This is a genomic window from Chitinophaga sp., from assembly GCF_036569185.1.
Lineage (GTDB): Bacteria > Bacteroidota > Bacteroidia > Chitinophagales > Chitinophagaceae > Chitinophaga.
In genome coordinates this window covers 1-6,172 of sequence record NZ_DATCRD010000213.1, presented here as the reverse complement: position 1 = coordinate 6,172, position 6,172 = coordinate 1, and the positions used below count along the sequence as shown (strand labels likewise).

At 47.7% G+C, this 6,172-nt stretch carries 7 protein-coding genes; 4 read left to right on the top strand and 3 right to left on the bottom strand.

Annotated features, from left to right (window positions below; all coding sequences use genetic code 11):
• Together VIM72_RS16205 and VIM72_RS16200 are read left to right on the top strand one after the other, a co-directional pair.
• On the top strand, nt 1-348 hold a 348-nt coding region (locus VIM72_RS16205), incomplete at its 5' end, for an SMI1/KNR4 family protein (protein ID WP_332003869.1).
• A gap of 34 nt (nt 349-382) precedes the next feature.
• Nucleotides 383-1,096, top strand: coding sequence for an EcsC family protein (locus VIM72_RS16200; protein WP_332003868.1), 714 nt, complete (start codon nt 383-385; stop codon nt 1,094-1,096).
• Nucleotides 1,097-1,102: 6 nt separating this feature from the next.
• On the opposite strand, the gene VIM72_RS16195 is transcribed toward VIM72_RS16200, so the two are convergent.
• Nucleotides 1,103-1,912, bottom strand: a complete 810-nt coding sequence (locus VIM72_RS16195) for a class I SAM-dependent methyltransferase (protein WP_332003867.1) — start codon at nt 1,910-1,912, stop codon at nt 1,103-1,105.
• A 279-nt stretch (nt 1,913-2,191) separates the two neighbouring features.
• Between VIM72_RS16195 and VIM72_RS16190 the strand changes: the two genes are divergently transcribed.
• On the top strand, nt 2,192-2,740 hold the full coding sequence (locus VIM72_RS16190) for a hypothetical protein (protein WP_332003866.1): 549 nt from the start codon (nt 2,192-2,194) through the stop codon (nt 2,738-2,740).
• Nucleotides 2,741-2,799: 59 nt separating this feature from the next.
• Here the strand turns inward: VIM72_RS16190 and VIM72_RS16185 are convergent, their stop codons facing one another.
• Together VIM72_RS16185 and VIM72_RS16180 are read right to left on the bottom strand one after the other, a co-directional pair.
• Nucleotides 2,800-3,900, bottom strand: a complete 1,101-nt coding sequence (locus VIM72_RS16185; protein ID WP_332003865.1) for a Kelch repeat-containing protein — start codon at nt 3,898-3,900, stop codon at nt 2,800-2,802.
• A gap of 401 nt (nt 3,901-4,301) precedes the next feature.
• Entirely contained in the window at nt 4,302-5,303 is a 1,002-nt protein-coding gene (locus tag VIM72_RS16180) for an aldo/keto reductase (protein WP_332003864.1), read from the bottom strand.
• A gap of 114 nt (nt 5,304-5,417) precedes the next feature.
• On the opposite strand from VIM72_RS16180, the gene VIM72_RS16175 reads away from it, so the two are divergent.
• Nucleotides 5,418-5,762 carry a helix-turn-helix domain-containing protein gene (locus VIM72_RS16175; RefSeq protein ID WP_332003863.1) on the top strand — a complete coding sequence of 115 codons (345 nt, stop codon included), beginning with the start codon at nt 5,418-5,420 and terminating at the stop codon, nt 5,760-5,762.
• Nucleotides 5,763-6,172: the final 410 nt, after the last annotated feature.

Genomic DNA, 6,172 nt, shown 5'->3' with positions numbered 1-6,172 from the left:
GGTGCGGCTCCTGATTTGATTTCAGCCGTGGAAGCCAGCATAGGCTTTACATTTCCCGCAGGATTTAAAGAATTATATACCGAGGTAAATGGTTTTCCCGATGGAGACTGGAGAGAAAATATGTTTTCAATCTGGCCGCTTGAAAAGATCCTGGAAGAGTATAGTGGTAGCACAGATCATGAGTTTATAGGGTTCTCAGATTTCTTAATTCATAGTCATGATATTGGGTTTGTTAAAACCCAGCCCGGCGTTTTTAAGAGATATGGCGGCGAAGAATACGTTTTTATTGCTGCATCTTTCCTGGACGCTATTGCCTTGATAAATACCAATTCCGACCTGATCTATTGATAAAAGCCCCCGGGATTTTATGTAATTTCCCGTTATGTTATATGAACAGCGAATGAAGGTGGAACTGGAGCTATGGCAGCACAAAATGCGTGCCCGGCCGTCTATGTTCGACCGGGTGTCGAAATCAATGCAATCGCGTATCAATCGTATTATTCCACAGAAGGTGCATGACGTGGTTACTGTTACCATCAAGCAAATGGTAAGGGGCGTATTGTTCGGTGCTGCCTATACGATTCCTGAACAGCCAGTTTTCGCATCCATGTATGATATGGAAGAAGCCGTGCTGCGCCGGGTGGATGTGTACCGGAAAACGGCAGCAGCTGAGGGCGGTATCACAGGAGCAGGCGGTATCCTGCTGGGCCTTGCAGATTTCCCGATATTGCTGGGCATGAAGCTGAAACTGCTTTTTGATATCGCTACCTTTTATGGTTTTGATGTAAAGGATTACAAGGAGCGCCTATACATTCTTTATATTTTCCAGCTGGCCTTCAGCAGCCAGGAGCACCGGAGAAATGTATTTGAGCAGATAGTGGACTGGAAAGAAAAAAGCAGCCAGCTGCCGGAGGATATTCATCGCTTCGACTGGCAGCAATTCCAGATCGAGTACCGCGATCATATAGACCTGGCGAAAATGGGGCAGCTACTCCCTGTAGTAGGGGCCGCGGTAGGGGTGGTGGTGAATTACCGTTTGGTGACGAAGCTGGGAAAAACGGCGATGAATGCGTACAGGATGAGGGTATTGGAGTGATGATATTTATCTCCTCCCCATCCCCGCCAGCGCCCTGAGCTCAAAATCAAACGCTCCGGCGCCAAATTCTTTAGTAAGGCGGTGTTCCAGCTCCTTTGCCACCTTGTCAAAAGCATCCGGCGCCTTTTCTTTTACCTGCCTGCCCAGCGGATGTTGCAGGAAATAACTGTTCACAATATGCTGAGGCGAATCAGCGCGACCGCTAAATTTCAGGAACACCACCTTGTGGTTCCTGAAACCCGCCTGTTCAAGGAAAGTGTTTAACAGTTGAGGATCATGTAAAGAGAATGGCGTGTAAAACCGCGTTGTATCTTCGTCTTTAAACAAGGGCAGGATCACCTCCTCAATCAGCAGCGTAAACAACGGCATGCTGGGAATTTTATCCCAGGTGGTGAACACAAAATGACCACCGGGTTTTAATACGCGGGCCGCTTCTTTCAGACCGGCTTCTTTATCCGGAAGGAACATTAACCCGAACTGGTTTACCACCAGGTCAAACGACTGATCAGGGAAAGGTAATTGCTGCGCATCGGCCAGCTGGAATGTGATTGACGGATCATTCAATTGCTGCTGCGCTATTTCCAGCATATCAGGGTTGATGTCTGTGGCAACAAGACTTTCAGCTGCAGGAAAACTTTTCCGGAGATGTTTGGTGAGCCTGCCGGTTCCGGAGGCTGTTTCCAGGATCGTATGCACCGGGAACGCGCTGATGTGCGACAACAACGCCTGGGCGGCCGGTTCAAAAACCAGGGGGCCCAGGTGCTCCTCGTAGTTGGCAGCGTCATTGCCGGCTATTTTATAGACTTCTTCTCCCATAATATTTTTTTATAGTAAAATAACGTTTTATTCTCTGCCTAACTAATTATAAGTGATGCGAATACATGTCATGTAGACAATAAATAATTCATAAATATCGCCCCACAATTTCAGGACCCGGATAGAAGTATCCACTGCTTTAAACGCTTTTTTCTTACCTACCCCATATACTCCTTGTTTCCAGGTATAGAGGCCAACCGCAAACCAGTATTTTTAGCCGGAATTGTAAAGAAGGCATATTCTTTGACTATTTTTATCCTTCGAATAAAAATGAAGAGAATGAAAAAATCACTTACGTTCATCGCCTTACTATCTTTCTCCATTATGTTGTTTTCCTGTGGAGGTAAAAAAAATGATCCAACGCCTGATCCGTCCGGAGGCGAATCTACCTGGAAGCTGGGTAACTATACATACACGCGGGGAGCCTCTTCCCAGAATACAAGCGGTAACACCGTAGGCATAGCTGTTACTACCTCCGGCGACGGAGGCAATCATGGCGCATATTCCGGCAGTGCCTTAACCGCCGTTTTTTATAAGGCCCTGGGAGCAGGAAAATATACATTAACATCTACTGAAGTGCTGGTGGCCCATCCAACTGCGCGTTATATGACGCTTTCCTGCACAGCAGGTACTGCGGTGACCACCGGCGCGGTTGATTATTCAGCCACTGCCACCTCCGGAGGTACTGCCGATGTAACGATAGATGCTAATGGCCAATACCATATTACTATCAGCAACCCGGTAACGCTGGTTAAAACAGTGGTAGTAGGAAATGGGATTCCCGGCGCGCCGGATAACTACACGCTGACGGTTAAAAATGCTTATTAACAAACAGGATTAATATAAAAGAGGGGGATCAGCAATATTGCTGATCCCCCTCTTTGTATTTATTGAGAAAGTTTAAAAACATCTACCACCGCAGAATACCCACTGGCGCCGCCGCCACCGCCTCCTATAAGAAGCGTATTGCCCGTCGCCGCGGCAGCTGCATCTGCCCTTGCTTCGCTGAGCGCCAGCTTTTCCCACTTGCCGGTTTTAACATCGTATACATCTACATCATTAACGGTAGCAAATCCCATAACATAACCGCCTGCCAGCACAATCTTGTTTTCAATGGCGCCTGCAGTGATGGCCCTTCTTGTTTTACTGATCTGCACGGACGACCAGGCATTGGCTGCAGCATCGTAAATATCCACTTTTTCCGAATTGGCTATATTGGAGATAACGCCACCGGCAAACAACGCCTTATTGCCCGCACCGGCAGCAGCCATGAGAAACTTAGCCTCGTTCAGCTGACCCACGCTCCAGCTGCCGCTGCCAACATCGTAAATATCTACCACATTGGAATTACCCGGCCCTGTGTAACCACCAGCAAAGATGATTTTATTCCCTGCCACTGCTGCCGACAGTTTGCCGCGGGCCTGGCTGAGCGTGGTTTTAGTCCATGCTTTTGTGGTGATATCATAAATATCTACAGTGGCAGAAGGCTGGGCATTGGCGGCGAACCCGCCGGCAAATACCACTTTGTTCCCCGAAGCGGCTGCAGCCAGGTCATACCTGGCCTCGCTGAGCAGGTTATTGGACCACTGGCCGTTGGCCGTGTTGTAAATGTCTACCCGTGCGGATAATCCCATATCACTTACGCCGCCACCTACCAGGATAAAAGTACCGGCAGCAGCGGCGGCATGATTACTTTTTGCTTCGGCCAGGTCAGTGGTTTCCCACTTGTTGGCGGCTACATCATAAATATCCACTGCAGCAGATTTGCCGGTACTATAGATGCCGCCGGCAAACAGGATCTTATTACCTGCGGCAGCCGCCACCAGCCCGCTCCTGCCTTTTGATAGCTGCATAGTGCCGGTGTGGGTGATTTTCAGCTCAGGGTCCGGAGGGGGAGCGGGATTGTTATTGCTTTTACCGCAACTGCCAATACCTATGGCCAATAGAATGGCAGGAAGAAGATAGTAACGGCCGGGTTTTGTTTTCATGATATTGATGATTTATATCTTTTTATGGTGGGGTAAAAAATGCAGGGAGATCTTTTTTACGGGGTATCCCAGGCCCTCCGCCATGCCGCCTTTGATGGAAATAGTCTTGTGCTTTATTACGTCCTTTTGTCATGCAGTGCCTTTACCGCAGGGTGAAAGTTCCATCAGGAATTTCACTGGTAAAAGCAATGCTTTTGTGCTGCCGGAGCGTCTTTGATTTTTACCTGGGTGGTAACATTAAAAGTATTGATTTTTCTTCAGGAAAAGAAATGCTTTTTTACCCTGTATGGTAAGAAATCCTGCATCCGTGTTGCCGGCGATTTCAAAGTGTTTATTTTGAGGTTAACGTCCGCCGGCTATTGCAGGCCTGCAGGAAAAGGGTTGCCTGTAAAGAGGGAACCTTACTGAACCAGGTGCTGCATCATCAGCTCCCGCTGGGTTTTGGTAAGGTCGTGCGGATACTCCATTGGTATGTCACTGGCCTGGTCCAGCAATGCAGTTTGCTCTTTGTTAAGATAGAGCTGCTGCGAAGCAAGGTACTCATCGAGCTGCACTCTCGTTCTGGGACCAATCACAGGGAAGATGCCTTTTCCGCAAATCCACGCTACGGCTACATGGGCAGGAGTACTACCGGTTTCACTGGCAATAGTAATGAGGGCATCCAGTATGGCGTTGTTACGCCGGTCCTGTATCAGCGTATCATTTTTAGCAAGCGTAATCCGGCCGGCATCATTGTTCCTGTATTTGCCGGTTAATAAGCCGCCGGCCAGCGGCGAGTAAGCCATAATACCAAGACCAAAATTATTTGCCATAGGCAGCAGTTCTTTTTCCGGTACACGCTGCACAAGACTGTATTCCGTTTGCAATGCTATTACCGGCGCCTTAAAGCGGATGTTGGCAATGGTAACGGCGGTAGCTACTTTCCATGCCGGGAAGTTCGATAAGCCGCCATACAGGATCTTCCCCGCCCGCACCAGTTCATCGAACCCACGCACCAGCTCTTCTGCAGGTGTAATGTTGTCGTCAAAATGCGCGATGTAAATATCGATCCTGTCTGTTTTCAACCGTTTCAGGCTATCTTCCACCGACCGGACCATGGCCTTGCGGTTATTGCCCAGTGCACTGATGGGAGGCGCTGCACTTGCGCTCCTGGTAAATTTTGAGGAGATGATATAATCGTTCCGGTTGCCAGCTATAAATTCACCGATTACCTCTTCCGATGCGCCATATTTATAAGCATCTGCGGTATCAATAAAATTTCCCCCGGCATCAGCATAACCTGCCAGGATGCTTTTGGCTTCTTCCTTACTGGCGCCATAGCCGGTAGCCCCAAACATAGCGCCTCCCAGAATCAGTTCGCTTGCATATAATCCGGTGTTGGCGCCAAAGATCTTATATTTCATATCCTGTTTTTTTTGTCTGCACAAAATTCAACAGGAACAGTTAAATCAACAAGTACGGATAAATTTATCCGTACCTTTCATCCCGGTCTGATCATCTACCTTTGAATCATTTTTATGACATACCAACGAAAAATACCGATACTGGAATGCGGGCATGAATATGTCCGGGAAATATTATACGGTCGCTGGAAGATTACCCTGATCTATTATATTGCCAACGGCGTGAGCCGCCCCGGTGAACTGCAACGGAAAATTCCGCAGGCCAGCAGGAGAGTGCTGGATGTACAGCTGAATCAACTGGTGAAACATGAAATTATCAGCAAAACGGTGTACGATGAAGCGGTCGCTAAAGTGGAGTACCGGTTAACTGCATTCGGCTTGTCGCTTTTACCCGTGGTGATGACAGTGATCGAGTGGGGGAATAAAAATTTTAAGCAACTGAAACGAGTGACCCGTTAACATCTTTCTTAAATTTCTTACCAAAGAAGTATTGCCTGATATTATAAAGAGAAGACCTGATCCATAGCAGTTTTTTCCGATTTGAGTATTCACAAATATCATTAACCGGTTTGCAATGCCCGCACAGCAACAGTTACGCCTGTATGTTCAACATTTTCTTACCTGCTATAAAATTCCCGATCTCGTAAACATCTTCGCTACGCATGTATTCATTTTGCACTACTAAATTTTGCATATGAAACATCGCTACCAACCTTATATTATTTCCTATATTTCAACGGCTCTTTTATTCCTGTTGCCCCTGTTTTTATTCGCGGAAGATACAGGTTCCGGCTTAAAAGGGAAGGTGCTGTCGGCCGATGGCAAACCGGCGCCCGGCGTAACCGTTGGGTTAAAAGGCACCCGGTACT